The organism is Patulibacter americanus DSM 16676 (genome assembly GCF_000420025.1).
GTDB classification, from domain to species: Bacteria; Actinomycetota; Thermoleophilia; order Solirubrobacterales; family Solirubrobacteraceae; genus Patulibacter; species Patulibacter americanus.
This window is the reverse complement of record NZ_ATUD01000011.1, coordinates 44443-67317: the sequence shown is the minus strand read 5'-3', so window position 1 is coordinate 67317 and position 22875 is coordinate 44443. Positions and strand designations below refer to the sequence as shown.

The 22875-nt window shown below is 74.0% G+C and carries 25 protein-coding genes; 17 read left to right on the top strand and 8 right to left on the bottom strand.

Features of this window, described 5'->3' with window-relative positions; genetic code table 11:
* Positions 1-41: 41 nt before the first annotated feature.
* Both F593_RS26025 and F593_RS28675 read right to left on the bottom strand, forming a co-directional pair.
* Positions 42-911: a hypothetical protein gene (locus F593_RS26025; protein ID WP_022929850.1), complete on the bottom strand. Its 870-nt coding sequence runs from the start codon at positions 909-911 to the stop codon at positions 42-44.
* Between the two features lie 134 nt (positions 912-1045).
* Positions 1046-1318 carry a hypothetical protein gene (locus F593_RS28675; RefSeq protein ID WP_022929849.1) on the bottom strand — a complete coding sequence of 91 codons (273 nt, stop codon included), beginning with the start codon at positions 1316-1318 and terminating at the stop codon, positions 1046-1048.
* A gap of 88 nt (positions 1319-1406) precedes the next feature.
* Here F593_RS28675 and crcB (F593_RS26020) point away from each other — a divergent pair, with 88 nt between their 5' ends.
* Positions 1407-1925: a fluoride efflux transporter CrcB gene (gene crcB, locus F593_RS26020; RefSeq protein ID WP_022929848.1), complete on the top strand. Its 519-nt coding sequence runs from the start codon at positions 1407-1409 to the stop codon at positions 1923-1925.
* A complete protein-coding gene (gene crcB / locus F593_RS0116445) occupies positions 1922-2290 on the top strand; it encodes a fluoride efflux transporter CrcB (RefSeq protein WP_022929847.1) in 369 nt (122 codons plus the stop codon). Before crcB (F593_RS26020) ends, crcB (F593_RS0116445) begins: the two co-directional genes overlap by 4 nt.
* 82 nt (positions 2291-2372) lie before the next feature.
* Here the strand turns inward: crcB (F593_RS0116445) and arfB are convergent, their stop codons facing one another.
* Positions 2373-2783, bottom strand: a complete 411-nt coding sequence (arfB, locus tag F593_RS0116440) for an alternative ribosome rescue aminoacyl-tRNA hydrolase ArfB (RefSeq protein ID WP_022929846.1) — start codon at positions 2781-2783, stop codon at positions 2373-2375.
* 236 nt (positions 2784-3019) lie between these two features.
* Between arfB and F593_RS0116435 the strand changes: the two genes are divergently transcribed.
* Complete coding sequence (locus tag F593_RS0116435) at positions 3020-3238, top strand: hypothetical protein (protein WP_022929845.1); 219 nt, start codon at positions 3020-3022, stop codon at positions 3236-3238.
* A gap of 65 nt (positions 3239-3303) precedes the next feature.
* On the opposite strand, the gene F593_RS30640 is transcribed toward F593_RS0116435, so the two are convergent.
* Entirely contained in the window at positions 3304-4383 is a 1080-nt protein-coding gene (locus F593_RS30640; RefSeq protein ID WP_022929844.1) for a L,D-transpeptidase family protein, read from the bottom strand.
* A gap of 126 nt (positions 4384-4509) precedes the next feature.
* Entirely contained in the window at positions 4510-5421 is a 912-nt protein-coding gene (locus F593_RS0116425; protein ID WP_022929843.1) for an alpha/beta fold hydrolase, read from the bottom strand.
* A gap of 176 nt (positions 5422-5597) precedes the next feature.
* Between F593_RS0116425 and F593_RS0116420 the strand changes: the two genes are divergently transcribed.
* From F593_RS0116420 to F593_RS0116395, 6 genes are all read left to right on the top strand, one after another.
* Complete coding sequence (locus F593_RS0116420; protein WP_022929842.1) at positions 5598-6911, top strand: 3'-5' exoribonuclease YhaM family protein; 1314 nt, start codon at positions 5598-5600, stop codon at positions 6909-6911.
* Positions 6912-7035: 124 nt separating this feature from the next.
* Positions 7036-9144 carry a helix-turn-helix transcriptional regulator gene (locus F593_RS0116415; RefSeq protein ID WP_022929841.1) on the top strand — a complete coding sequence of 703 codons (2109 nt, stop codon included), beginning with the start codon at positions 7036-7038 and terminating at the stop codon, positions 9142-9144.
* A 53-nt stretch (positions 9145-9197) separates the two neighbouring features.
* The gene (locus F593_RS0116410; protein ID WP_022929840.1) at positions 9198-9665 is read left to right on the top strand and encodes a hypothetical protein; all 468 of its coding nucleotides are present in this window, start codon (positions 9198-9200) and stop codon (positions 9663-9665) included.
* A 272-nt stretch (positions 9666-9937) separates the two neighbouring features.
* On the top strand, positions 9938-10303 hold the full coding sequence (locus F593_RS0116405; RefSeq protein ID WP_022929839.1) for a DUF1330 domain-containing protein: 366 nt from the start codon (positions 9938-9940) through the stop codon (positions 10301-10303).
* 6 nt (positions 10304-10309) lie between these two features.
* The gene (locus F593_RS0116400) at positions 10310-11230 is read left to right on the top strand and encodes an endo alpha-1,4 polygalactosaminidase (RefSeq protein WP_022929838.1); all 921 of its coding nucleotides are present in this window, start codon (positions 10310-10312) and stop codon (positions 11228-11230) included.
* A gap of 165 nt (positions 11231-11395) precedes the next feature.
* Positions 11396-12397 carry a hypothetical protein gene (locus tag F593_RS0116395; protein ID WP_157251891.1) on the top strand — a complete coding sequence of 334 codons (1002 nt, stop codon included), beginning with the start codon at positions 11396-11398 and terminating at the stop codon, positions 12395-12397.
* Between the two features lie 137 nt (positions 12398-12534).
* Here F593_RS0116395 and F593_RS0116390 read toward each other — a convergent pair whose 3' ends face one another.
* Positions 12535-14217 carry a catalase gene (locus tag F593_RS0116390; RefSeq protein ID WP_022929836.1) on the bottom strand — a complete coding sequence of 561 codons (1683 nt, stop codon included), beginning with the start codon at positions 14215-14217 and terminating at the stop codon, positions 12535-12537.
* A 297-nt stretch (positions 14218-14514) separates the two neighbouring features.
* Here F593_RS0116390 and F593_RS0116385 point away from each other — a divergent pair, with 297 nt between their 5' ends.
* Positions 14515-16335 carry a methyl-accepting chemotaxis protein gene (locus F593_RS0116385; RefSeq protein ID WP_169449210.1) on the top strand — a complete coding sequence of 607 codons (1821 nt, stop codon included), beginning with the start codon at positions 14515-14517 and terminating at the stop codon, positions 16333-16335.
* Positions 16336-16382: 47 nt separating this feature from the next.
* Here F593_RS0116385 and F593_RS0116380 read toward each other — a convergent pair whose 3' ends face one another.
* Positions 16383-16562 (bottom strand): hypothetical protein, encoded by a 180-nt coding sequence (locus F593_RS0116380; protein WP_022929834.1) that lies wholly within the window; start codon positions 16560-16562, stop codon positions 16383-16385.
* 135 nt (positions 16563-16697) lie between these two features.
* On the opposite strand from F593_RS0116380, the gene F593_RS0116375 reads away from it, so the two are divergent.
* From F593_RS0116375 to rfbD, 6 genes are all read left to right on the top strand, one after another.
* Entirely contained in the window at positions 16698-17177 is a 480-nt protein-coding gene (locus F593_RS0116375; RefSeq protein ID WP_022929833.1) for a pyridoxamine 5'-phosphate oxidase family protein, read from the top strand.
* A gap of 137 nt (positions 17178-17314) precedes the next feature.
* Positions 17315-18391 carry a glucose-1-phosphate thymidylyltransferase gene (locus F593_RS0116370; RefSeq protein ID WP_022929832.1) on the top strand — a complete coding sequence of 359 codons (1077 nt, stop codon included), beginning with the start codon at positions 17315-17317 and terminating at the stop codon, positions 18389-18391.
* 192 nt (positions 18392-18583) lie between these two features.
* On the top strand, positions 18584-19423 hold the full coding sequence (locus F593_RS0116365; RefSeq protein ID WP_022929831.1) for a M28 family metallopeptidase: 840 nt from the start codon (positions 18584-18586) through the stop codon (positions 19421-19423).
* A gap of 82 nt (positions 19424-19505) precedes the next feature.
* Complete coding sequence (locus tag F593_RS0116360) at positions 19506-19775, top strand: type II toxin-antitoxin system Phd/YefM family antitoxin (protein ID WP_022929830.1); 270 nt, start codon at positions 19506-19508, stop codon at positions 19773-19775.
* Positions 19664-20155 carry a type II toxin-antitoxin system VapC family toxin gene (locus F593_RS0116355; RefSeq protein WP_342672899.1) on the top strand — a complete coding sequence of 164 codons (492 nt, stop codon included), beginning with the start codon at positions 19664-19666 and terminating at the stop codon, positions 20153-20155. The genes F593_RS0116360 and F593_RS0116355 overlap by 112 nt, the downstream gene beginning before the upstream one ends.
* A gap of 1 nt (position 20156) precedes the next feature.
* Positions 20157-21119, top strand: coding sequence for a dTDP-4-dehydrorhamnose reductase (rfbD, locus tag F593_RS29440; RefSeq protein ID WP_022929828.1), 963 nt, complete (start codon positions 20157-20159; stop codon positions 21117-21119).
* A gap of 40 nt (positions 21120-21159) precedes the next feature.
* On the opposite strand, the gene F593_RS30635 is transcribed toward rfbD, so the two are convergent.
* Positions 21160-21642 carry a hypothetical protein gene (locus F593_RS30635; RefSeq protein WP_022929827.1) on the bottom strand — a complete coding sequence of 161 codons (483 nt, stop codon included), beginning with the start codon at positions 21640-21642 and terminating at the stop codon, positions 21160-21162.
* 122 nt (positions 21643-21764) lie between these two features.
* Between F593_RS30635 and rfbB the strand changes: the two genes are divergently transcribed.
* A complete protein-coding gene (gene rfbB, locus F593_RS0116340; RefSeq protein WP_022929826.1) occupies positions 21765-22769 on the top strand; it encodes a dTDP-glucose 4,6-dehydratase in 1005 nt (334 codons plus the stop codon).
* The last annotated feature ends 106 nt before the right edge of the window (positions 22770-22875 follow it).

The following is a 22875-nucleotide window of genomic DNA, read 5'->3' as shown; positions in this document are numbered from 1 at the left end:
CGCGGCGCGACGCCGCCGCTCAGTGCGGCGGGACGCCCCGCTCAGTGCGGCGCGTGGCGCTGGCGGTGCGCCTCGGCCTCGGCCTCGGCGTGCGCCCGGGCCTGCAGCTCGTGCGCCGCCTCGAGCGCCGCGGCGGCCTCGCGCTCCCGCGGGTCGTGCGGCTCGGCCGGGAACCCGCCGACGGCGACCCGCAGCTGCTCGACGATGCGGGTGACCCGGCGGTGCGGGCCGAACCGCGCCTCGGCCCGCCGTTGCCGCTCGGGGTCGCGCTCCCCGTAGCGCCAGTGCGCCCACGGCGAGCTCGGCTTGCCCAGGCGCACCAGCGCCCACAGGCCGATCGGCGGGAACACGAGCGCGCCGAAGCCGTGGAAGAACCGCGACTTGGCGAAGCAGATGCCCGTCACGATCAGCGCACCGATCGTGTAGCCGAGCGAGACGAGCGTGGCGAGCACGTCGTCGCCCGTCACCTGCAGCGGGTTGATGCCGAGGAAGACGAGGCCCATGAAGGCTGCGGTGACCGCGACGGCGTCGATCGAGGTCCGTCCCTCGCGCGCCCAGTAGACGTCGCGCAGGTGGACCCACAGCGCGAACTCGTCGAACGCCAGGCCTACGCCGATGCCGAAGACGACCGCGGAGACCTCGAACCACGGCTGCTGCCCGTTCAGTGCGAAACCGACGGAGCCGCCCGCCATCATCAGGACGATGCCCCACACGAGGTGGTGCAGGTGCACGCCGCCCGTGATCACGCTGCCGGGCCACCACGGGAACCGGTCCGAGCGCGCCATGCGGGCGCTCGTGCGGATGAACAGGAACGAGCCGAGGAACGCGGCGAGGACGAGGAAGATGCCCTGCCGGCCGGGCTCCACGACGTAGTCCCGCCACAGGTCCGCGGGGAAGGCGGCGAGGAGCATCTCCCCGGAAGGTACCGGCTCGCCGCGCGACGACCGACCGGCGGCCGGGCCGCCGGGGCGACGCGCGGCGGTGGCGCGTCGGCGCTCGTCGCGGGGCGCGCTGGCGGTCCGGGGCGTCCCGGACCGTCTGCCCGCTAGGCGGTCTCGTCGTTGATGCCGCCCGGGCTGGCGTCCGGGTGGCTCTCCGTGCGCAGCGCGCCGCGCTCCACGCCGGCCTCGGGTTCGATCATCCGCAGCAGCTCGACGGTGCGGGCCTCCGCGGCGTCGAGCGCGTAGCCGGCGAGCTCGACCTCGAAGCCGTCGCCCGTCGTCGTCACGGCGGCGACGTCGGGCTGCCCGCGCAGCCCCGCGAGGACCTGCTCGAGCTGGGTGTCGTCGAGGGCGGCACGGACGCGCACGGCGGTCATGGGCGCAGGGTAGCGCCGCGCGGGGGTGGCCGGACCACCGCGCCGAGCGACGTCCGCCCGTCCGTAGGGCCGTACCCTGGTCGGGTCCGTGGCCGACCTGCCTCCCACCGTGGCCGACTCGCCGCCCACCGTCGCCGCCAGCCGCGGGCAGACCCTCCTCGCGGTCTTCGCCGGCGGGGCGCTCGGCACGCTCGTCCGCGCCGCACTGACACGGGGCCTCCCGCACGACCCCGGCGCCTGGCCGTGGTCTACGTTCGCGGTCAACCTGCTCGGCGCGTTCCTCCTGGGCTGGTGGGCGACGCGCCTGCTGCGGCCGCCCGCCGCGGACCCCCGCGCCCGGCCGTTCCTGGCCACCGGCGTCTGCGGTGGCCTGACGACGTTCTCGACGCTCCAGCTCGAGCTCGTCGACCTGCTGCGCGACGGCGCGCCCGGCCTGGCCGTGGCGTACGCCACGGCGTCGGTCGTGCTGGGCCTCGCGGCCGTGCTGGCCGGGCGGGCCGCGGCGCGCCGCGGCGCCGACGCGCCAGAAGACGATGAACGCGACGGGGGACCCGGCGCCGCCCCGCGGGGCGGCGGAGTCCTGCGCGGCGGAGGGGCACCCCGATGAGCGACGTGCTCCTCTGGGCCGGCGTCGTCCTCGCGGGCGGCTGCGGCGCGGTCCTGCGGTTCCTCGTCGACGAGGCGGTGCGTGCACGCGCCCGCGGGGCGTTTCCGGCGGGGATCCTGGTGGTCAACGTGTCCGGGGCGCTCGTGCTCGGGCTGCTGTCGGGCCTCGCCCTGGGCGACGACGCGTACCTCGTCGTCGGGATCGCGCTCGTGGGCGCCTACACGACCTTCTCGACGTGGATGCTCGACACGGTCGCCGCGGCGTCGCGCGGTCTGCTCGCCGTCGCGGCGCTGAATGTCGGCCTGAGCCTGGCGCTCGGCCTCGCCGCCGCGGTGGTCGGACGGGCGGTCGGCGCGGCGCTCTGAGGACGGGCACGTTCGGTCCGGGGCACGTCGGCCCGCTCGCGCCGGGTCGTGGGCCGGGCGCCGTCCGCCCCGCCGGGGCGCGCTACCAGTCGCTGTTGGGCCGGCGGCGTTCCTTCTTGACCTGGCCGCGCTTGACCTTCGACTCCACGCGCTTGCGCTTCGCGTTGCGGGACGGGCCCGTCGCGCGGCGCTTGGCCTGGACGTGGAGGGCGTCGCGGATGCGGTCGGCCAGGCGCTCGAGGGCGAGGTCGCGGTTGCGGCTCTGGCTGCGGGCGTCCTGCGAGACGGCACGCACGACGGGGCCGAGCCGCTCGATCACGAGCTCCTGCTGGCCGGGGCTGAGCGCTCGGCTCGCGCGCACGTCGAACGCGACCTCGATGCGGGACGAGGTCATGTTCGCGTGCTGACCGCCGGGGCCGGACGAGCGACTGGCGCGGATCACCACGTCGCTCAGCGGGATCCGGGTCCCGCCGTTGATGCGCAGCGACTCCATGGGCACGGGAGGCTACGTCCATGCGGGTGGACCGTGCCCGGCCGTCGTCCGACGCGGTACGACCCGAGAAGCACGGGCCGGGGCCCGGACCCCTTCCCGGGCGGACCGTGCCCCGCCGTCGTCCTGCCGGGTGCACGAGCCCCAGCCGTCTTCGCCATGGGCGGATCGCATCCCGCCGTCGTCCGTGGACGCGAATGGCGTGTCGCGGCCCGCGCCTCTGCCACCATGGGGGGACGATGAGCGATCTGCAGCGCCGATCCGGCACCCGTCTCACGCGCAAGCAGCGGGAGACCCGCGCCTACCGCCTCACCCTCGCGACCGGGGGCTTCGGCGTCGTCGGCGTCGTGACCCTGGTGCTCGCGGTCGTGGGGATCATGAGCTTCGGGATCCCGTTCCTCGCGATCGTCCTCTCGGCACTCTCGGCCTGGATGCTGCGCAACACGCTGAACCCGTAGGGCTCAGGCGGGGCCGGCGCGCCCCTGTCCCCGGCCGGCCGATCGCCGGCCGGGACGTGCTGGTCCTAGCGGACCTTGACGGTCGTCCCCATCGGCACGCGGCCGAAGAGGTCGATGACGTCGCTGGGGTGCATGCGGATGCAGCCGTGCGAGGCGCGGGATCCGAGCGACCAGGTCTCGGACGTGCCGTGGATGCCGATGCCGTCGCGCAGGCCGAGCCAGCGGGCCTTGAGCGGGTTGTTCGGCGCGCCGCCCGGGATGACCTGGCCGGCGAGGTCGCCCGCCCAGTCCGAGTTGGGCACGTGCCAGGCCGGGTTGACCTGCTTCGAGGTCACGGAGTACATGCCGGCGGGCGTGCCGTGGCCGGCCGCGCCGACGGCGATCTTGTAGCTCTTGGAGAGCTTGAGGCTCTTGAACAGCCGCAGCCGGAACGTCTGGCGGTCGACCGTGACGATCGTGGAGTACTGCCGGGCGAGGCTCGCGGCGGTGACGGCGGGCTTCGTGCGGACGACGCCGACGCGCAGGTCGCGCTCCTTCGACGTGTCCTTCAGGACGGGCAGGACGGCCTTTTCGAGCGTCTTGCGGTCGACCCTCCAGCCGTTGCGGGAGCCCGTGACGCGCTGCTTGGTGATGCCGATGCGGATCGTCGCGTTGCGCGTCGACTTCGTCATGGACGAGATCGAACGGAACCAGCCGTCGAGCTTGGGCGTGCTCCACGTCGCGACCGGGCGCAGCGTGGTGTTGGGCGGCGCCGACGCCGCGTTCTTGGCGATCTTCTCGAGGTCGAAGCGGTAGGTGATCGTCGACATCTTCAGCCGGTGCGGGCGACCGGCGATCTTCACGACGACGCTCTCGCTCGACGGCCGCTGGGCCTGGAGCGCGCCACGCAGGATCGACTTCGCCTGGTTCTTCGTCTTGCCCGACAGGTCGATGTCGCCGAACTTGACGCCCGCGGCGATGACGGCCTTGCGGGGGTCGGTCGGCGCGGGGGCCGGAGCCGGTGCCGGCGCGGGCGCCGGGGCGGGAGCGGGGGCCGGCGCCTGGCGCGGCGCGGCGAGGGATGAAGCAGGGAGGACGGCGGCGAACGCCGCGCCCAACAGGACGGTGCGCACGGCCGGGGCCACGCGGTGGGGGAACGACGGCATCGACCCATCGTAGGACGGCCCCGATCCCGGCGAGCCGGCTGCAAGGGACGGTGCGCCCCGCCGCGTCGGAACGGGAGGCTGTGGTCGCCCGAGGTCCCCGGGCGACGGGGCGGTGCCCGGCCGGTCCTAGGCGGCGGCGGAGAGCCCGTCCATCGCGTCCCAGTCCTGGCTGCGCAGCGCCCAGCGGAACCCGCCGAGCAGGTCGCAGACGAGCTCGGGGACCTCGAGCTGGGGGCAGTGGCCCACGCCGGCGAGCCGCTCGAAGCGGGCGTCGGGGAGCGCCGCGAGCACGTGACGGGCGCCGCGGCAGGACACCATGCGGTCGCGCTCGCCCCACACGAGCAGGACGGGGCAGTCGACCTGGGCCAGCGCGAAGGGGTCGACGAGCTCGCCCATGAGCCGGCGGCCCGTGGCCAGCAGGCGGCGGACGTCACGGGCGCTCGAGACGTGGCGGGCGTAGCGCTCGAGGTCTTCGGGGTGCGCGCGGCTCACGTCGCCGTAGGCCAGCTGCCGGAACACGCGTGAGGTGATGCTGCGCAGGACGGGCGTCGGGACGGGCAGCGCGTCGTTCAGCGCCCACCGCAGCAGCGGCTGCTGCTCGATGACGCGGAACCACCCCGGGTGGTCGAACCCCGCGGGACCGATGGGGACGATCCCGGCGGGCGAGGGGCGACCCTCCGCGCAGAGGAAGGCGAGCGCGCCGCCCATGGAGTTGCCGGCGATGATCGGCGCCTCGTCGCCCCACAACAGCTCGCAGGTCGCTGCAACGACCTCGCGGTACTGGACGTACATGGGCTCGTCGGGCCGCAGGCGGTCGGCCTCGCCGAAGCCCGGCAGGTCGATCGCGGCGGCGCGGTGGCCGCGGTGGGCGAGCAGCTCGAGCACCCGCCACCAGGTGTCGGCGGAGTCGGAGTACCCGTGCAGCAGCAGGATCGGCGCGCCGGAGTCGTGCTCCGCCGGGGCGACGGACTCGAGCAGCCGAGTGCGGAATCCCGCGACCTCGATCGTGCGCGCGCTGATCCGCTCGGGCGCGCTCATGCCCCGACCCTACGGATGCGTATCGCCCACATGGGACTCATACCTTCCCTATTCGGCCGCTCGTCACACATGCCTCCCTTTCGGGGTGCTGCGTGGACCGGTGGACGACCGGCGCCCCGGGCGCCCCGGCGCGCGAGCCCCCGTCTCCGTCCGGGAACGGCCGTACCTTTGCCCGTATGGAACTCCGCGAGCTCGAGCACGGATCGGCCGTGGACCACGTGCTCCTCGTGCGCGGCGCCGACCGCCGGACGCGCAAGGGCAGCGACGACGTCTTCCTCCGCCTCGAGCTCGCTGACCGCACGGGCAGCGTCGTCGCGATGGTGTGGGACGACTGCGAGAGCGTCGAGCAGGTCGCGGTGAAGGGCCAGGCGGTCCGCGTCACGGGCCGGTTCGAGGTCCACGACCGCTTCGGCCGGCAGATCCAGCTCGACCGCCTCACGGCGATCCCGCAGGACGAGGTCGACCTCTCGACCCTCGTGGAGGGCCCGTCCGAGCCCGTGGCTACGCTCGAGGCGCGGTTCTTCGCGCTGGTGCAGCGCACGCAGGACGTGTGGCTCCGCCGCCTGCTGGAGCGGGTCTTCGCCCGCGACGGCGCGTTCTGGCCGCGGTTCCGGATGGCCCCGGCCGCGAAGCACTTCCACGAGGCCTACCCGCACGGGCTGCTGGACCACACGCTCCGCGTGGCCGAGGGCGTCGAGGCGATGGCCCCGCTGTTCGCCCCGGTCGACCGCGACGTCGCGGTCTGCGGCGCCCTGCTGCACGACATCGGCAAGGCCCACACCTACACGACGGACCCGGTCTCGCCCGAGCTGACGGACCTGGGGCGGCTCGAGGGCCACATCGTCATCGGGTACGAGATCGTCCGCCGGGTCGTGGGCGACCTGCCGGGCTTCCCGCCCGAGACCGCGCGCTCCCTGCGCCACATCGTGCTGAGCCACCACGGCAAGCTCGACTACGGCAGCCCCGTGGTGCCCGCCACCCGCGAGGCGGTGCTCGTCCACCACGTCGACGACCTGGCCGCGCGGATGGGCAGCCTCGACCGCCTCGAGCGTGGCCTCGGGCCTGGCGACGAGTGGAGCGGCTACGACCGCGCGCTCTCGGGCCCGGCCTACTTCGGCCCGGCCCGCGGCGCCGGGGCGCCCGGCCACGCGGAGACGGATCCCGTGGCCGGCCCGCCCGTGCCTCCGCCGGTCGGGGCCGAGCTCGCGGGCGGCGTCGACGCCCCCGAGGACCTCTCGCTGCCGGCGTCCGCCGAGGCCGGCGGTCCCGTCGAGGAGTGGGAGCCGCCGATCGACGCGCCCGTGGCGGACGCGCCTGCGGTCGACGCGCCCGTGCCCGACGCGCCCGCGCCCGAGGCGGCGCCCCTCGCCCGCGAGCCCGACGCCGAGCCGGCGCCGGCGGACGAGGCCCCGTCGCGCGCGCCGGAGCCGCCGGCCCAGACGTCGCTCATCGACCACGCGCCCTCGGGCCTCGGGCTGCACGCCGCCTGAGTCCGGCGGCCGTCGGGCCGTCGCCCGTCCGGTCGGCGGCCGACCCGATCGCCCATCCGGTGCGGGGAGCGCAAACCCCGTCGGGCCCGCGCCGAGCCCCCGCGGGCCGTACAGTCCTTCGGCGATGGCGAAGGACACCGAGAAGCTGATCAGGCAGCTCTCGCTGATCTCGTACCTCATGGCGGAGCGCCGCCCGGTCACGGCGCTGGAGATCCGCCGCGACGTCGAGGGGTACAGCGGGATGAACGAGGACGCCTTCGCGCGTCGCTTCTACGCCGACCGCGCGGAGCTCGAGTCCCTCGGGATCCAGCTCACGATCGAGCGTCCCGGCGACGGCAGCGCGGAGCAGGAGCACTACTCGCTGCGCAGCGAGAACTTCCACCTGCCGCCGATCGCGTTCTCGGACGAGGAGCTCGCGAGCCTGCAGCTCGCGCTGAGCCTGCTGGACGGCGAGTTCGCCTACGCGGAGCCGCTGCGCCTGGCGCTGCAGCAGCTCTCCTGGGGCCGCCCGAGCCCGCTCGAGGAGCCGGCCGCCCGGCTCGTCGGCCTCGGCATCACCGCGGGCGTCGCCGGCCGCGACCCCTCGCAGCGGCTGGCGAAGGTCGAGTCGGCGATCTTCCGCAACAAGACGATCGTCTTCGAGTACCACTCGCTGCACCGCGACGTGGTCGAGCCGCGCAAGGTCGACCCGTACCACCTGCTCTTCCGCGGCGGCCAGTTCTACCTGCTCGGCCGCGACCACGACCGCGACGAGCTGCGCGTCTTCCGGCTCTCGCGGATCCGCGACAAGGTGGCCTACGCCACGAAGGCCGAGCACGACTTCCGCCGCCCGGAGGGCTTCGACCCGCGCCCCTACGGCGACCGGGCCGATTGGCAGATGTCCGAGACGGTCGGCACCGCCCGGATCCGCATCGCGGGGCGCATCGCCTGGCAGGTGCAGCGCGCCCACGGCCGCCAGGGCACGTTCGAGACGCTCGAGGCGCCGGACGCCCCGGACCCCGCTGCGGCTCCCCAGGGACCGCGGACCGGCCAGGCCGCGACCGCCCCGGCCGACGTCGTCTTCACCACGGAGTACGGGGTGCCGCGCGCCCTGCTCGGCTGGATCATGCGGATCGGCGAGCACGCCGAGATCCTCGAGCCGGCCGAGCTGCGCGACGAGTACCGCCGCTGCCTCGAGCTCGTGCGCGACCGCCACACCGGCCCGTTCGCTCCGGCCCCGGGCAGCCGCTTCGAGGCCGTCGACGACCCCGACGCCGACGCGCCGCCGACCCGCGACGGGATCATCCGGCCCGAGCGGTTCGCCCGCCTGGTCACCCTCGCCTCCATCCTCATCCACGCGGGCCGCGCGACGGAGCGGCTCGAGCTGCAGGAGCTGCTCGGCCGGCTGAACCTCTCCGAGGCCGAGCTGCGCGACGACATCAACGTGCTGAACGTCGTGAACTTCGGCGGCGGCAGCTACGTCCTCTACGCCGAGATCGCCAGCGACGGCTACGTCGACGTCGACCCCGAGCCGTACTCGGACCACTTCGCGCGTCCCGCCCGGCTGCTGCCGGTCGAGGCCAAGGCGCTCGTGGCGGCCATCGACCTGATCGGCGACCACTTCCCCGACGGCACGCTGGGCGAGGTGCGCCGCAAGGTCGTCGACGCGCTGGGCGAGGACCCGCTCGAGCACGGCCTGCAGGTCGCGCACGGCGGCGGCGACGACCGCGACCTGTCCCGCCTGATCTCCCGCGCGGCGCACGACCGCCGGATGATCGAGCTCGACTACTACAAGCCCAACGAGGACCAGTTCTCGCACCGCAAGGTCGAGCCGTACGCGCTCATCAACGGCCGCGAGGGCTGGTACCTCGCCGCGTTCGACCCCGCCCGCGACGACGTCCGCCACTTCCGCCTCGACCGCATCCGCGAGGCGCACGTGCTCGAGGAGACGTTCGAGCGTCGTCCCGAGGTCGACCCGGCCGCCGAGGTCGCGGGGTGGCCGCGCACGGGCGAGCTGCCCGCGTCGCGCAGCGCCCGCGTCTGGGTCAGCCCGGAGCGCGCCCGCTGGGAGCGCGAGCGCCGCGTGATCGCCGAGGAGCTCGAGGACGGCGCGCTCGTCACCGAGATCGCCTTCGCCGGCGTGGACTGGCTCGTGCGCGAGGTGCTGACGGAGATCGGCGACCTCGTCGTGCTCGAGCCGGGCGACGCCCGCGAGGCCGTCCGCACGCTCGCCGTCGGGCTGCTCGAGCACTGACGGGCCGTGAGGCCAGGCACGTGGCGCCGGGCGTGCGTAGGATGCCCGCGCTCATGGGCGATCCGATGGAGACAGAGTCGCGGTCACTGCAAAGCGGCAAAGCGCTCCTGGCGTGCGCAGGGCTCGCGGGGGCGGCCTACCTGTTCTTTTTCGACATCGGCGAAGACGCCCGGCGTGCGTGGGGCGGGATGCTCACGATGCTGGCGGCGGCGGCGATGCTGGCAGACCTCCTAAAGCGGCTGTATCGCGACGAAGGTGCCCCCTGGCTGAGCGTGGCGAGCGTCATGCTGGCTGTGGGAGCGCTAGGCGCAATCGGCCACTCGGACATTCTCAAGGTCCAACGCCACGGGTTTCCCGGCTCTCTCTTCGGGACCGTTGGAATCATCGCCGTTCTTGGCGCGACCACGTTCCTGCTGATACATGCCGCTGTAACCGATCGACTCTCCCCAGGGGCAGCAGCACTCCTCATCTACGCAGCGACCGTTGGCCTCATCATTCTCGGCGTGGTCTGCGACGTCTGACATCGTTGCCTCTTCGGGGGGGGGACTCATTCGAGGGTGTCGGAGCCCCACCCCGCCGGGACCGCTTCCGTGGTGAATCGGGTCTAGGCTCGGATGAGCAGACGGGTGCCGTACCGGAAGGCCCGTGGGTCCGCCCCGCGGTTGCCGCAGCGCCGGGCTGAACGCGACGTTGGTTCGGCGGCCGTCAGTGCAGCGTGACTCGACGGTTTGCAGAGCGCTGCGCCGCGGTGCTTACGCGACGGCCGAACCAACCACCCGGCTAGGGTCGGCGCATGAGCGTCGACCCCACCGGCCAGGACCTCAAGCGCTACCTCGAGGAGGACCCGGGCGGCCCCGTCGTGATGCTGAACCTGCTCCGCTACGCCGAGGGCGGCGTCGCGTCGTACCAGGAGTACACGCGCAAGATCGGACCCTTCCTCGAGAGGGTCGGCGGCGAGGTCGTCTACGTCGGGAACTGCGACACGGCGCTCGTCGCCCCGGACGGCTGGGCGTGGGACGCCGTGCTGCTCGTCCGCTACCCGAGCCGCGAGGCGTTCAGTGCGATGGTGGCCGACCCGGAGTACCAGGGCATCACGGGCCTGCGGACGGCCGGGCTCGACGAGGCCGTGCTGCAGGCGACGACGCCCTGGGGACGGTAGGCGCCGGTGTCGCTGCGCGGGCGGCTCGCGGCCGCCGTGGTCGCGCTGGCCGTGGCCGCGGGTGGGCTTGCGGCGGCGACCGGTGGGACCGCGGTGGCGGCCGGCGAGACGGCACCCGCGACCGGTGGGTCGGCCGCGGCGACCGGCCGGATGGCCGTCGCCACCCGCGGGACGGCCACGGCGGTCGCCGGCCCCCGCGTCGTGCTGCCGCCCGCGAACGCGCCCTTCGACTACCAGCTCGGGGGCGCGTACCGCCCTCCGTCGGGCGTGCGGATCGTCGTCCGTGACCGCGGGGCCGCGCCCGTTCGCGGCCGCTACGGCGTCTGTTACGTCAACGCCTTCCAGACCCAGCCGGACGAGGCCTCGTGGTGGAAGGCCGAGCACCCGGACCTGCTGCTGCGCCGGGACGGGCGGCCCGTTGCGGACGAGGACTGGCCCGACGAGTTCCTCCTCGACACCGCGACGGCCGCGAAGCGGGAGGCGATCGCCACGATCGTCGGCGGATGGATGGACGGCTGCGCCACCGCCGGGTTCGACGCGGTCGAGCCCGACAACCTCGACAGCTGGACGCGCTCGCGGGGCGGCCTACGGCGGGCCGACAACGTCGCGCTCGCCCGGCTCCTGACGGCGCGGGCGCACGCGGCCGGGCTCGCGATCGCGCAGAAGAACGCCGCCGAGCTCGCGTCCCGGGGCCGCAGGATCGGGTTCGACTTCGCCATCGCGGAGGAGTGCCAGGTCTACGACGAGTGCGGCGCCTACACCCGCGCCTACGGGCGGCGCGTGCTCGAGGTCGAGTACGACGACGCCGGCGGCGTCCGCAACTTCCGGTCCGCGTGCCGGGCCCGGGGGCGGAAGCTCGCGGTGACGTACCGCGACCGGGACCTGGTCCCGCGGGGAGCCCCCGGGCACGCGTTCCGCACCTGCTGAGGCGGAACGCGCCCCCGCCGGCGCACCGGTCTGCCGCCGCACCGGCCGGCCCCGAGGCCGGTTCATGCCGCACGGGCCGGCTCCAAGTCCGGTTCATGAGAGTCCGCGGCGCGACTCTCACGAGGGCCGCCGCTACTCCGGGGGCGGCGGTAGGTTCTGGAAGGCATGCGTGTACCCCGTCTCCCCCTTCCCCCCTGCTCCCCCCGCGGCCGCGTCGGCCTGACCGCCGTCGCGGTGTGCGCCGCCGGCGTCGCGGCGGCCCCGGCCACCGCCTCCGCGGCGAGCCGCGTCGTGCTTGCCCCGTCGGAGCCGGACGTCGCCCACGTTGCCGCCCAGGGCGGCACGGTCGCCTGGCTCACGGGCCGGCAGCTCCGCAGCGGCGAGGTCCGCCCGCGGTCCCTGGCCGTCCGCGACGCCGGTGCGACGACCGCCCGCCCGCTCGCCCTGCGCCTGCCGGAGGGCACGGACGGCATCGACGTCGGCACCGACGCGTCGGGCCGCCCGCTCGCGCTGCTCGGGACGAAGTCCCACACGTGGACGGTTCCGCTGACCCCGGGGGTCGCGCCGGTCGCCAGGCGGATCCCGGGCTCGGCACGCTGGGGCGCGGTCGCGATGTTCCGCGGCCGCGTGGCCTACACCCGCATCAGCAGCGGTCGTCCGACGGTCCTCGTGGCCCGCCGCCCGGGCGCCCCCGGGCGCAAGACGTTCACGTTCCCGCGGCCCTACGCGCCCGTCGAGCTCGCCCTCGGGCGGGGCGACGTCGTGTTCGCGCACGGCTACCGACCGGTCGACGCCGGGGTGGCCGACGCGGTCTGGCGGATCGCCGGGAGCAGCGCCCGGCAAGTGCTCCGCCAGAGCACGGGCGGCGCGTCGGAGAACGGCATGGGCCGCCCGACGCTCACCCACGACGGGGCCCGGGTGAACGTGTCCCGCTGGAACGTCGGCGGCGGGCACCCGAACGACCTCACCACGTTCTCCACGACGTCCGGGCGGATGCTGTCCACCGTCCAGGCGGCCACGGACCCCGGCTCCGAGGCGGTCTACCAGCTCGGGTTGGACGCCGGCGAGAGCGTGATCTCCGCCGCCTCCTACGCCGGGTGCTCGTCGCCCTCGGACCCCGTGGCGGACGCGGCTCCCTGCCTCGGTCTGACGCTGCTGACGCGCTAGCCCACCCCGGGACGACGACCGGCCGACGCAGGGCGCCGGCCGGTGGGTGCTGCGGCCCGAGGGGCCGGTCCGCGCGCCGCGGGGTGCGGCGCGTCCGACCGGTGCACCGCCAACGCGGCGCACCGGGTGGGGGTGACTCAGTCGGCGGCGACGGCCTGGTCGACGAGGTTCACGCGCTCGTTCGGCACGCAGTGCGTCATCGTCAGACCCGAGACGTCGCGCGGGCCGTTGTTGCCCAGGTTGTCGAGGCGCTGCTGCTCCTTCTCGCCCCAGCCCTGCGAGGCCAGCGGCTTGAGGTGCTTCACGTCGTCGACGCCGATGCCGATGCCGTCACCGATGCGCTTGCCGAGCTCGTCGTCGGCCAGCAGCAGGTGCCAGACCATGCGCTCCTGGATCGGGCGGTCGCACGCCTCGAGGTTCGCGATCCAGTTCGCGACGAGGTCGTCCTTCTCCCACTGCTCGGACAGCTGGTAGCGCTCGCCGGCCTGGGTGTAGTCGTCCGTGCGGTTGATGCGCTTGCGGGTCAGGCGACCCTCGATGACCGGGCCCTGCTCGTCGTGCGTCGGGGCCTCGGCCTCGCGCAGGCCGCCGATGATCGACGGCTCGTAGTTCACCGTCGGGTTCTCGCCGCCGACGCCCTGGTCGAAGGCCATCTGGCCGTCGCGCTGGTTCGTCCGCGCGCCACCCTCGACGCCCTTGGGCTGGTTGACGGGGAGCTGCAGGTAGTTCGGGCCGACGCGGTAGCGCTGCGTGTCGGAGTAGGAGAACGTGCGGCCGACGAGCATCTTGTCGTCCGAGAAGTCCAGGCCGTCGACGAGCACGCCCGTGCCGAAGGCGATCTGCTCGCTCTCGAGGAAGAAGTTCTCGGGCTTGCGGTTGAGGACCATCCGGCCGACGGGCAGGACCGGGAAGTCGTTCTCCGGCCAGACCTTCGTGTCGTCGAGCGGGTCCCAGTCGAGCTCGGGGTGGTCGTGGTCGTCCATGAGCTGCACGCGCAGCTCCCACGCCGGGAAGTCGCCGCGGTCGATCGCGTCGTAGAGGTCCTTCGTGTGGACGCCGAGCTCCTGGCTCTGGGCGACGGCCGCGTCGGCCTCGGTCCAGCTGCGCACGGGCTGCTCGGGGATCCAGTGGTACTTGACGAGCTTCGTCTCGCCCTGCGCGTTGACCCACTTGTAGGTGTTGACGCCGAAGCCCTGCATCTCGCGGTAGCTCGCGGGGAGGCCGCGCGGGCTCAGCACGAGGCTGAACATGTGCAGCGACTCGGGCGTCTGGGACGCGAAGTCGAAGACGCGGTTGGGCACCTGGCGCTCGAAGGTGACCGGGTCCGGCTTCTGCGAGTGGATGAAGTCCGGGAACTTGATCGCGTCGCGGAGGAAGAACACGCCCAGGTTGTTGCCGACGAGGTCCCAGTTGCCGTCCTCGGTGTACATCTTCACCGCGAAGCCGCGCGGGTCGCGGGCGGCCTCGGAGGAGTCACGGCCGCCGGCGACGGTCGAGAAGCGGACGGCGACCTCGCACTTGCCGCCGGGCTGCAGGACCTTGGCGCGCGTGTACTTGGCGATCGGCTCGTCGCCGACCTTGCCGTAGGCCTCGAACTCGCCGAAGGCCGTGGCGCCGCGGGCGTGCACGACGCGCTCCGGGATGCGCTCGCGGTCGAAGTGGCTGATCTTCTCGAGGAACTGGTAGTTCTCGAGCGTGGCCGGGCCGCGCTCCCCGACGGTGCGCTGGTTCTGGTTGTCGAAGACCGGGTGGCCCTGACGCGTGGTCAGGGTCTGGCGGTCATCGCCCTCGGCGGGCGGCTGGCTGGCGACGTCGGACATGGTGCTCCTCGGGGGTCGTGCGGAGGGTGCGTGCAGTGCTGCGGACGCGCCCTTTGTAGGGGGACCTTATTGCAATGGACTTGCAGCATGCGCCCGCGGCCGTCGGGTGTCAACCGTCATCGGGCGGAGGTACACCGGTACCCGATGGGGTGTATCGCGTCACGTCCCGGCCAGGGTTTCCGGGCCGTGAACCACCCGGCTGGGCGCGTTGCGACGGCCACGGCTCAAGTGCGGCGCGTCCCGGCCGATCACGGCGGCCATGCATGTCGTCGCTCCGGGCCGCCCCTCATGACCGGGGTGCTCGACCGTCTGACGCTCCGGGCGAAGATCCTCGGGTTGTCGGCGATGCTCCTGGCGTTCCTCCTCGTCGTGGGCGTGGTGGGGATCCGGGCCCTCGGGTCGGTCGACCGCGTCGCCGGCAGCATGTACGACGACCGCGTCGTGCCCCTGCGGGACCTCGGCGCGGCCCGGGCTGTGCTGGGCGACATCGACAGCCAGGTCCAGCGGGCCATCCACGACCGCGACGTCTCGCGGGTGGCGACGTACCGGGCGGTCATCGCGCGGGACCGCGAGCGTCTCGAGGGACTCTTCTCGGGCTACACGGCCACCGTGCTCGTGCCGGAGGAGCGGCGCCAGGTCGCGGCATTCCGGCAGCGCTGGCCCGCGTTCAACGCCTCCGTCGACGGGCTCCTCTCGGCCGTCGGCGAGGGGCGCACCGACGCCGCGTCGTCCACGTACCTCGCTCGAACGGCCCCGCTCTACGCCACGGTCGACGGTGAGCTGGCGGAGCTCGTGCGGATCAACGACCGGGTGGCCCAGGCGGCCGACCTCGAGATCAGTGATACGGCGACGGGCAGCCGCCGCACCGCGATCGCCCTCATCGTCGTCGCCTTCGCCGTCGGCCTCGCCGCGGCGCTGCTCGTCACCCGTGCCATCCGTCGGGCCGCCGTCGCCGTGATCGGTGGGATGGCGCAGGTGCGGGACGCGTGCGTCACGCCGTTGACGGACGCGCTGCGCGCGATGGCCGACGGCGACCTCACCGTGCGCATCGACGCCGACGTGCCGGTGCTCGACGCCGCGGCCCGGGACGAGCTGGGCGACGTGGCCCGCGCCACGAACGGCATCCGCTCCAGCACCCTCAGCTCCATCGACGCCTACAACGCGTCGCGGGACGGTCTGACGGGCCTCGTCGGCTCGGTCACGCACTCGTCCCAGGTCCTGTCCGCGGCGTCCCAGGAGATGGCGGCGACCTCCGAGGAGGCCGGCCGTGCGGTGACGGAGATCGCGAACGCCGTCTCCGACGTGGCGCAGGGGGCGGAGCGGCAGGTTCGGTCCGTCGAGCAGGCCCGCGCCGCCACCCAGGAGGTCGGCGAGGCGACGCGCTCCGGCGCCGACTCTGCCCGCCGGACGTCCGAAGCCGCGACCGAGGCGCGGACCGTCGCGATCGAGGGTGAGCGTGCGGTCGCCCAGGCGACGGAGGCGATGCGCCAGGTTCGGGAGTCCTCCCGCGAGGTCACCTCCGCGATGCACGGGCTGGCGGGCAAGAGCGAGCAGATCGGTGGCATCGTCGAGGCCATCACGGCCATCGCGGGGCAGACCAACCTGCTGGCGCTGAACGCGGCGATCGAGGCGGCCCGGGCCGGGGAGCAGGGCCGCGGGTTCGCCGTCGTCGCCGAAGAGGTGCGCAAGCTCGCCGAGGAGTCGCAGCGGTCCGCGGCCTCCATCGCGACGCTCGTGGGCGAGATCCAGACGGAGACGGCCCAGGCGGTCGCGGTCGTGGCCGACGGCGCCACGCGCTCCGAGGAGGGCGCGGCCACCGTCGCACAGGCCCGCGACGCCTTCACGCGCATCGGGGCATCGGTCGAGGACATGAGCGCGCGCGTCGAGTCGATCGCCGCCGTCGTCCAGCAGATCGCAGCGTCCGCCGATCGGGTGCAGGCGGACATGGCCGAGGTCGCCGCGGTCGCGGAGCAGTCGTCCGCGTCGAGCGAGGAGGTCTCGGCGTCGACGGAGCAGACGAGCGCGTCGGCCCAGGAGATCGCCTCGAGCGCCCAGCAGCTCGCGGCGACGGCGAACGAGCTCGAGGAGCTCGTCGGCCGGTTCACCGTCGCGCGCTGACGCGCTGCGTCGCGGCGGGGCGGCGGGGCAGCGGGGCGGCGGGGCGCTCAGCCGCCGCCGATCCCCGCGATGACGATCCCGGTGCCGCCGCACTCGGGGCAGTCGCCGCCGTCGATCTTGCCGCTGCCGCCGCAGCGCGGGCAGACGTCCTCGCCGGTGCCGGGCGTGCCGGGGGGCGCCTCGTCGCCGGGGGCCGCGCCGCTGGGATCGGGTCCGTCCGTGCTCATGCGCCTCCGCGTACCCGGTCCACCCGATGGCACACCGGGCGGGCACCAGCGCCCTGTCTCCGGTCGGATGGGGGGCGGCGGCCGGTCGTACCGGTGTACTGGCCAGCCAGCCAGGATGGGGTAGCGTCGCCACGCATGAGCCGCCGCGACCAGATCACGATGACCGACGCGGAGGCGCTCGCGTTCCTCGACGAGGAGCGCACGCTCGTCTGCGCGACGATCGGCCCGCGGGGTTGGCCGCACCTCATGCCGCTCTGGTACGTCGTGCGCGACGGGCGCCTGTGGGCGTGGACGTTCGCGAAGTCCCAGAAGGCGAAGAACCTGGAGCGCGACCCGCGCGCCACGGTGCAGGTCGAGGCGGGCGAGTCCTACGACCAGCTTCGCGGCGTCATGTTCGAGTGCGAGGTGACGATGCACCACGACCTCGAGACGGTCGCCGGCGTCGGGGGCGAGGTGCTCCGCCGCTACACCCCGGGCCTCTCCCCCGACGAGCCGCTGCACCCGGACGCCGCCGCGCTGGTGCAGGGGCAGGCGAGCAAGCGCGTGGCGTTCGAGTTCGTCGAGGTCCGGCGGTCGACCTGGGACCACCGCAAGCTGGCGCAGGGCGTGTACTAGGGCGAGCGCAGCGCGACCCCGGGGACCGCAGCCGGCGCCGGCCCGCCTCCCCAGAAGCGGCCCGCCGGTCGCCCCGCCCGTGCAGGTCCCGTGCCGGTCGCACGCCCGGCCGCGGCACGCCGGTAGCCTCACGGGCAATGACGCACCTCAAGGGTCTGATCCTGTCGGGCGGCCGCGGCACGCGTCTGCGGCCGATCACGCACACCTCCGCCAAGCAGCTGGTCCCCGTGGCCAACCAGCCGGTCCTGTTCTACGGGATCCGGTCGATGGTCGAGGCCGGGATCACGGAGATCGGGATCATCCTCAACCCGGAGACGGGCGGCGAGATCCGCGAGGTCGCCGGCGACGGGTCGCAGTTCGGCGCGCAGATCACCTACATCGATCAGTCCGAGCCCGCCGGCCTGGCGCACGCGGTGCTGACGGCCGAGCCGTTCATCGGCGAGAGCTCGTTCGTCATGTACCTCGGCGACAACCTGCTGCAGGGCGGGATCTCCGAGCTGGTGCAGCAGTTCGAGGAGCACAACCCCGACGCGATGATCCTGCTGCAGCCCGTCGACGACCCGAAGTCCTACGGCGTCGCGGAGCTGGAGAACGGCCGCGTCAAGCGTCTCGTGGAGAAGCCGGCGGAGCCCAAGAGCGATCTGGCGCTCGTCGGGGTCTACCTGTTCACGAAGCGGATCATGGAGGCGTCCAAGGCGATCGAGCCCTCCGCCCGCGGCGAGCTGGAGATCACCGACGCGATCCAGTGGCAGGTCGACCAGGGCGACCGCGTCGAGCCGCACGTCGTGCACGGCTGGTGGAAGGACACCGGCAAGCTCGCCGACATGCTCGAGGCCAACCGCCTGATCCTCGAGACGATCGAGCGACGCGTCGACGGCGAGGTCGACGCGCAGTCCAACGTCGAGGGCCGCGTGATCATCGAGCCCGGCGCGATCATCGAGCGCTCCGTCGTCCGCGGCCCCGTCGTGATCGGCAAGGGCGCCCGGATCTCCGACTCCTACGTCGGCCCGTACTCCGCGATCGCCGCCGACGCCGTCGTCGAGCGCTCCGAGGTCGAGCACTCCATCCTGCTCGAGCGCGCGCAGCTCATCGGGCTGGAGGGCCGCATCGAGTCCTCGCTGCTCGGTCGCGACGTCATCGTCCGCCGCGGCGAGCGCACCCCGCGCGCCTACCGCTTCATGGTCGGCGACAACTCCGAGATCGAGATCCTCTAGGGCTCGACCCGGTCCTCGGGCGCGAGACGAGGGGCCCGCGAGCGCGGCAGTCTGAATATGTACGGCGGACTTGTCATATCCAGACTGCGCCGCGGACGGCGAGGCCCCGCGCGTGAACTCCGCGTTCCGCGGCGCCTGCTCGTTCCGCGGCGCCTGCTCCTCCTCGGTGCCGTCTGCGCGACGGCAGGGACCATGGCGCCGTCGGCTCTCGCGGCGACGACCGCCGCCCCCGCCGACGAGGCGTTCGCCTTCGCCCGCAGCCTCGCCGCCGACGGCGCCCGGCCGGCCGGCTCCGCGCGGGAGCGGGCCGGGCAGCTGCGGGCCGCGGCGCGGTTCCGGGCCGCGGGCCTGACCGTCTCCTACGACCGCTTCGCCGTTCCCGGCCATGGCCGTTCGCGCAACGTCGTCGCCGTTCAGCCCGGCCGCAGCTCGTGCCTCCACGTCCTCATGGCGCACGCGGACTCGATGCCCGAGGGCCCCGGCGCGCTGGACAACGCCTCGGGCGTCGGCCTGCTCGTGGGCCTGGCCCCGCTCGTGGCGGCGGCGCCCGATCCGGCGTGCGAGACGTGGCTCGTGGCGACGGGCGCCGAGGAGCGGCTCTACACCGGTCGCCCCGACCACCTCGGCGCATCGGCGCTCGTGCGCCGGCTGCGGCGGCAGGGCCGGACGGACGACGTGCGCTGGGCGCTCTCGCTCGACGAGGTCGGCCGCGACGCCCGCTTCGACCTCTACTCGCCCGCCGCCCGCCCGCGGCGTGCCGTCGAGGACGCCGTGCTGCGGGCCGCCCGCCGCGAGGACGTCACGGTCCGGTGGCGCCGCGACGCCGGCACGGGCAACTCGGACCACCGCGAGCTCGCGCTGGCCGGGATGCCCGCGATGAAGCTCGGCGTGGTCGACCATCCGTGTCGCCACCGCGCCTGCGACCGGGCGGGCCAGCTGCAGCTCGGGGCGTTCCGGCGGGTGACGAAGGTGGTCGTCCGCTTCGCGGGGCTCCCGTCGACGCCGCGCGGTTCCGCCGGCCCCGGCGGCTGACGCCGGCGACTCCCGGCAAGGCCCCCGGCGGACGGGACGACCGCTCGACAGGGTGGTCCGGTCGGACTAAGCTGAGTGGACCATGCCGGACCAGGTCAACGTCCACGAGGCCAAGACGCACCTCTCGCGGCTCCTCGAGCAGGTCGAGCGCGGCGAGGAGGTCGTGATCGCCCGCAACGGTCGTCCCGTCGCGCGCCTCGTCGCCGCCACGGCACCGCGACCCGCACGGACGCCCGGGGCATGGGCCGGGGAGGTCTGGATGGCCGACGACTTCGACGACACCCCGGACGACGTCACGTCGTCCTTCTACGACGGCGATCTCGTCCCGCCCGGCGGCGAGCCGGCCGCATGAGGCTCCTGCTCGACACCCACGCGGTGTTGTGGTGGCTCGGGGGCTCGACTCGGCTCGGTGCCGTTGCCCGCGAACGGATCGCGGACGGCGAATCGTTCGTGGCCGTGAGCGCCGTCTCCCTGTGGGAGATCGAGATCAAGCGGAGCATCGGCAAGCTCCGCGCTCCCGCCGACGTCCTCGGTGGCGTGCGCTCCGGCGGCTTCGAGCTGTTGGCCCTCACGCCCGAGCACGCCGTCGCCGCGGGCCGGCTGCCGATGCTGCATCGTGACCCGTTCGACCGGGCCATCGTCGCCCAGGCCCGCCTCGAGGGGCTGACCGTGGTGACGGGGGACCGGCGGGTGGCCGACTACGACGTGCCGGTGCTCCCGGCGGAGGAATGACATGGGGTTCTCCCAGCAGCGCAGCGTTCAGCGGCTCGGGCCGAACATGGTGATCCGGCCGAACAAGAACGCGCTCGACCGCGACGACCCGGACGGGCCGTCCGCGGCCGACGAGCGCAAGCGCCTCGTGGTCTGCGGCGCCACCGGGATGCTGGGCCAGCGGGTCGTCGACGTGGCCCGCGCCCACGGCTGGGGCGTCGTCGAGGCACCGCGGGCCGCGTTCGACCTGACCGACCTCGAGAGCACGACGGTGTGGCTCGAGAAGGCGTCGCCGACGGTCGTCGTCAACTGCGCGGCCTACACGAACGTCGACGCCGCCGAGGAGCACGAGGACGAGGCGCTGCGCGTGAACGGCGACGGCGCGGGCAACCTCGCGAAGGCGACCGCCGCGATCGGCGCGCGGCTCGTCCACGTCTCCACGGACTACGTGTTCCGCGGCGACGGCACCGAGCCCTACCGCGAGGACGATCCGGTCGATCCGCAGGGCGCCTACGGCCGCACGAAGCTCGAGGGCGAGCGCCAGGTGGCCGAGCACAACCCGAACCACCTCATCGCCCGCACGAGCTGGCTCTTCGGGGCCGGCGGGGGCAACTTCGTCGACACGATGCTGCGGCTCGCCGCCGACCGCGACGAGGTCTCCGTCGTGGCCGACCAGACGGGCTGCCCCACGTGGACCGGCCACCTCGCGCCCGCGCTCGTGGCGCTGGCCGGCGCGGACGCCCGCGGCATCGGGCACCTGTGCGGCGGCGGGCAGACGACGTGGCAGGCGCTCGCGGCGGAGACGTTCGCGCTCAGCGGCTCGGCCACCCGCGCCCTGCCCGTCACCACGGAGGAGTTCCCCCGCCCCGCCCCGCGGCCCGCGTGGAGCGTCCTGGCTCGCACCCGCGACGACGTGCCGCGGCTTCCGGACTGGCGGGAGGGCCTGCGCGGCCATCTGCTCGAGATCGGCCGCCTGGCCTCGTAGGCGCGACGGAGGCCGATCGCGCGCCGACCAGCGGCGGGAATCACCGCTTCGCCGTCGACTCCCCGACGGTCGCGTAGCCCCCGCCGCTGCGGTGGCGGACCGTGGGCTCGAAGCGGCCCGTCTCGATCCGCCGCCGCAGCTCCGCCATCCGCTCGCCCGACGCGCGCCAGCCCTTCACCGGCTCGTCGTGCCGCAGGGTCCAGCCGAACACGCGGCGCTTCGCGGGCCGCGAGTGCACCTCGACCGGCCAGGGGAACCCGGCCCAGCTCGCGACGATCCGCAGCAGCGCGACGACGGGCAGCAGCGCGGCCAGGAGCAGCAGCTCGGCGACCAGCAGCGCGACGACGATCAGCGCGGGCAGCGCGAGGATCAGCACGAAGAGTCCGATGATCATGCTGATCGGGTCGTCGCCCCCGGGGCCGCCTTCGAACGGCACGTCCGGCACCTCGCGGATCCGGCGTCGCCACGGCATCCACCGGCGGCCGACCCTCCAGGTCGTGCCGTCGCGGTCGTCGAACCTCACCGTCGTCCTCCACGCACGCGGCGATCCTACGCGCCGCGCGGGGCCCCGGCCACCGCCGCGGGGCCTACGCCGTCCGTCGGAATCGCCCTTCCGTGTGAGCGTCCCGTAGGGTTCCCCGGCGTATGAAGCTTCTCGTCTGTGGTGGTGCCGGGTTCATCGGCTCGGCGTTCGTGCATCAGCGGGTCGCCGCCGGTGACGAGGTCCGCGTGCTCGACGCGCTGACCTATGCCGGTCGGCGCGAGAACCTCGACGGCCTGGACGTCGAGCTGATCGTCGGCCGGATCGAGGACCCGGAGTCGGTCGAGCTCGCCGCGCAGGGCGTCGACGCGATCGTCAACTTCGCGGCCGAGACGCACGTCGACCGCTCGATCATCGACGCGCAGGCGTTCGTGCGCACCAACGCGCTGGGCACCTACACCCTGGTCGAAGAGGCCCGCCGGCGCGAGGTCCGCTACGTGCAGGTCTCCACGGACGAGGTCTACGGCTCGATCACCGAGGGCGCGTTCACGGAGCAGCACCCGCTCGAGCCGTCGTCGCCGTACTCCGCGTCGAAGGCCGGCGCCGACCTCATGGTCCTGGCGACGCACCACACCTACGGGCAGGACGTCGTCATCGCCCGCGGGTCCAACTGCTACGGCCCGCGCCAGTTCCCGGAGAAGCTGATCCCGGTGATGGCGCTCAACGCGATCCACGGCGGCCCGCTCCCGGTCTACGGCAAGGGCGACCAGGTCCGCACGTGGCTGCACGTCGACGACTTCGCCTCCGGCATCCACGCCGCGCTCGAGCACGGCAAGTCGGGCGAGGCCTACAACGTTGGCGGCGCGAAGGAGAAGATCAACCTCGACGTCGTCAAGCGGATCATCGCGCTGACCGGCGCGTCCGAGGACCAGATCAAGCACGTCGAGGACCGCCTCGGCCACGACTTCCGCTACGCGCTGGACTCCTCCAAGCTCGAAGAGCTCGCGGGCTGGAAGCCCCGCATGGACTTCGACGAGGGCGGCCTGGAGTCGACCGTCCACTGGTACCAGTCGCACCCGCACTGGTGGAAGCCGCTCGTCGACACCGACGACTACAAGGCCTACTACCGCCGCGTCTACGGCCAGGACCACGCCTTCCTCGAGGCGTAGGACGGGCGTCGGCCCGTCGGCCGGCGCCCGGACCAGGGAGTCCGCGGCCTCGCAGCTTCGGATGGCCCCGGCGCGTAGGGCGTCCACCGCCCTGGCGTGTGCGGCG